The organism is Alistipes sp. CAG:29 (assembly GCF_000435435.1).
GTDB lineage: Bacteria > Bacteroidota > Bacteroidia > Bacteroidales > Rikenellaceae > Alistipes > Alistipes onderdonkii.
In genome coordinates, this window is sequence record NZ_FR893456.1 from 425 (window position 1) to 2,413 (window position 1,989).

At 60.0% G+C, this 1,989-nt stretch carries 3 protein-coding genes; all 3 read left to right on the forward strand.

From position 1 onward, the window contains the following. Nucleotides 1-117 precede the first annotated feature (117 nt). Complete coding sequence (locus tag QVP03_RS05775; RefSeq protein WP_288210669.1) at nucleotides 118-291, forward strand: hypothetical protein; 174 nt, start codon at nucleotides 118-120, stop codon at nucleotides 289-291. Between the two features lie 116 nt (nucleotides 292-407). Further along, nucleotides 408-1,532 carry a DUF418 domain-containing protein gene (locus tag QVP03_RS05780; RefSeq protein ID WP_022332600.1) on the forward strand — a complete coding sequence of 375 codons (1,125 nt, stop codon included), beginning with the start codon at nucleotides 408-410 and terminating at the stop codon, nucleotides 1,530-1,532. A 169-nt stretch (nucleotides 1,533-1,701) separates the two neighbouring features. Further along, nucleotides 1,702-1,989: GTP-binding protein (locus tag QVP03_RS05785; RefSeq protein WP_277092716.1), on the forward strand; the 288-nt coding region annotated here is incomplete at its 3' end.

A 1,989-nucleotide genomic window follows, 5' to 3' on the forward strand; every position in this document is an offset into this window, starting at 1 on the left:
ACCAGCCGGCGGGGCAGGCGGTTACGAGTCCGGAAAAATCGCGGCGGACGAGAGCAAAACCCTCGGCAGGCATGGCTGGAGTACATGGCCCGGTTGCAAAAGGCCGGCTACTGGCTAATGAGTACGACAGACAAAGACCTAATGGATTTCGACGGCTCGCAATGGATCCCGGGAGTAAATCCGAACGGACAATGCCACCTCGTCGACCGATGGTGCGGACACGGTATCCGGGAACTGTGCCTGCCGCTCTTCCCGCTGACCGGAATGGACATCACCGGCAACGACATATGACCGGAATGGAAATAACCGGCAACGACATATATTAGGAAACGCCCCGGCAACCCGGAACATACAGCTTACGGCGACAACGAACCACTGCCAAGCAACCCCAAACCCCGCAATATCCCATGTACCGCACGACAAACCGACCCAACACCCGTATCGAAGTGGCCGACGCACTGCGCGGCATCGCCGTGGCAGGGATCATCCTGTTCCACGCCCGCGAGCATTTCAACCTCTACTGGAGCGCCCTCGACCTGCCCCGCGCCGGATTCGGCAGCTGGGAACAGCCCGTGGCCGACGCGCTGGGATTCCTGCTTTCGGGCAAGATGTACGCCATCTTCGCATTGCTCTTCGGGCTGAGCTTCTTCATCCAGAGCGACAACCAGGCACAGCGGGGCAACGACTTTTCGCGGCGCTTCGCATGGCGCATGGTGCTGCTGTTCGGCATCGGGCTGGTCAACGCGGCGATCTACAACGGCGACGTGCTGACCTACTACGCCCTTTTCGGGCTGCTGATGATTCCCATCGGCAAGCTCCCCAACCGATGGGTGTGGGTCATCGCGGCCCTGCTTTTCATCCAGCCGCTCGAACTCTGGCAGTATTTCAGCGGACATACACTCTCGATCCGCGGCATCGAAGGCATGGAGACCCTCTATCCCACCCTCGCCACGGGCACCTTCGCCGAGAGCGCCCGCGTGAGCCTGCTCTACGGCCCGCTCAGTTCGTTCGGCTGGGGACTGGAACACGGCCGGGGCACGCAGACGCTGCTGATGTTCGTACTGGGCATGCTGGCCGGCCGCTACCGGCTCTTCTACGACGAAGGGCAGCACAGACGCATCTGGGGCGGGCTGCTGGCCGTGGGCATCGCGGGCACGTGGCTCGTACCGTTCGAAGCGATGCGCAACCTGATGACGGCCACGGCGATCGTCTCGACGGTCGTCCTGCTGTGGTACGGCTGGCCGGGGTTCCGCCGGGCACTGCACGGCATGACCTTCTTCGGGCGCATGAGCCTGACCAACTACCTGCTGCAATCGCTGCTCGGGACGGCGCTCTTCTACAACTGGGGGCTGGGGCTTTACCGCCACGTGGACGTGATATACGGCACGCTGGCGGGCGTGGGGATCATCCTGGTTCAGTATCTCTTCTGCCGCCTCTGGCTGCAGCGCCATACGCACGGCCCCGTCGAATGGGTGTGGAAAAAGCTCACCTGGGTCGACCTCCCGCTTTTCGACCGTAAAATCGCCTCCTGAGGGCGATTTTTTCGTGTCGCCGTTTGGTTATCCCGATTTTTTTGTATATTTATAGTCGGCTAATCGGAAAATGCTCCGCAGCACGACTTTCCGTTCCGGGAACCCGGCTCCGCGAAGTACTCCCGACGATGCCCCGCACCACCGCAAAACCTTAAAACCATACGGGAATATGAAAAACTATTCAGCAAAAGAAATCAAAAACATCGTACTCATCGGGGCGCCCGGCACGGGAAAAACTACCCTTGCCGAAGCGATGGCCTTTGAGGGTAAGGTCATCGACCGCAGGGGTAGTATCGAGGCGAACAACACGCTCTCGGACAACACGGATATCGAGCACGAATACAAACGCTCGATCTATTCCACGATCCTCTTCACCGAATTCATGGATCGCAAGCTGAACATCATCGACTGCCCGGGCTCGGACGACTTCTGCGGGAGCCTCTTCTCGGCATTCAAG